Annotated in this window: 1 protein-coding gene; it reads right to left on the bottom strand. The window is 72.9% G+C overall.

Annotated features, from left to right (window positions below):
• On the bottom strand, positions 1-1,695 hold a 1,695-nt coding region (locus D7V88_RS41240), incomplete at its 3' end, for a serine/threonine protein kinase (protein WP_147449140.1).
• Between the last annotated feature and the right edge of the window lie 26 nt (positions 1,696-1,721).

Below are 1,721 nucleotides of genomic sequence, written 5' to 3' on the forward strand. Positions count from 1 at the left end.
GTCCAGCCCCATCCCCGCCAGCCTCGGGCCCACCGCGTCCACGCTGGAGCTCACGCGCACCACGCCGGACTCCAGGCCCCGCCGCACCGTCACCCCAGCGAGCCCCAGGTCCTCCGCGCAGCGCAGCGCCCGCGTCGCGTCGTCCTGACGCTGCTGCGGCAACCCGAACGGCAGGCACCAGCGCGCCTCCGCCAGCGCCACCGCCTCCACCTGATGGCGCGTCGCCAGCGCCTTCACCATCTCGCGCAGGCGAACCGCATCCGACGCGTCGCCCGCCACCGTGAGCAGCGTGAGCCGCCGCATCAGCGCCTGCGCATCCAGCGCGCGCATCTTCACCGTGGGGCCCGGCGCTTCGTCTCCCAGCGCCGGGGGCGCGTCGTCGTCGTCCACGCCGGGCGCGGGCGGCGCCTCGGACAGCGCGGCCACCAACGGCGCGGGCACCTCCATCGTCGGGTCGGTGGGCGGCTCGTGCACGGCGCCATCCCCACCCCGCCGGGCCGCGGGGGCCTTGGCGGTGGGCGCGTCCGGGGCATCCTCATCCCCCAGGTGCATGGGCGGCTCGCGCAGCACCGGCATCGACGCCAGATTCGGCGCGGGCGCACCCGCCGGCGGCGTGAGCGCGTTGCCGCACGCGGGGCAGAAGCGGTTGTTGGCGCTGGTGGACTGGCCACAGCGCGGACACGACACGCTGGAGGGCTCACGGCCCTGGGGCAGCACCGTTTCGCCGCTGCCCGTGTCGCGCAGCCTCGCGAGCACCGACTCGCCCACCAGCCGCGTCACCACCGCGGAGACACCCTCGCCCTCCGGCTCCGGCACCTCGTCCAGGTAGGCCTGGAGCGCCTTCGCCACGTCGCCACACCGCGCGAAGCGCTGCGTGGGCACACGGTGGAGCATGCGCAGGATGATCTGCTCCAGGAGCGGCGACAGCCCCTCCACGAACTGCGAGGGCCGGGGCACCGCCGCCAGGGCAATCCTGCGCATCGCCTCCGCGGGGTTGTCCGTGTCGATGAATGGCCGGCGCGTGCACAGCTCCCACAGCACCACGCCCAGCGCGAACTGGTCGCTGCTGCCAGCGACGGGCTCGTTGCGCACCTGTTCGGGCGACATGTACCGCAGCTTGCCCTTGAGCACGCCGGTGCGCGTGCGGCTGGCGCGGATGGTCGCCTTGGCCACGCCGAAGTCCACCACCTTCGTCACGCCGTCCAGCCGCACCATGATGTTCTGCGGGCTGATGTCCCGGTGCACCAGCTCCAGCGACGCGCCCTGGCTGTCACGCGCGTGGTGCGCATGATCCAGCCCTAGCGCCGCGTCGCGGATCAACTGCGCGCACACCCGGTGGGGCAGCGGTGAGGCCGCCCGCTGCGCCGCTCGCGCCAGCCGGCCCAGGTTCTCGCCTTCGATGTACTCCATGGCGATGTAGAACGTGCCCTGCCACGCGCCGACCTCGTACAGCGAGACGACGTTGGGGTGGTTCAGGTGCGCCGCGACCCGGGCCTCGTCGAGGAACATCTCCACCGAACCCTCATGCTCCAGCAGGTCCGGCAGCAGGCTCTTGAGGATGACGGGGCGCTCGAAACCACTCACACCCACCTGTCGCGCGAGGAAGATCTCCCCCATGCCCCCCACGGCCAGGCGGCGGAGGACCGCGTACCTGCCAAAGATGAGGGACGACGGGGAAGCTGCGGACGCGGACATGGTTCCACGCCCACCGTACCTATCCT

The sequence above is a fragment of the Corallococcus terminator genome (assembly GCF_003611635.1).
In the GTDB taxonomy this organism is placed as follows: Bacteria; Myxococcota; Myxococcia; order Myxococcales; family Myxococcaceae; genus Corallococcus; species Corallococcus terminator.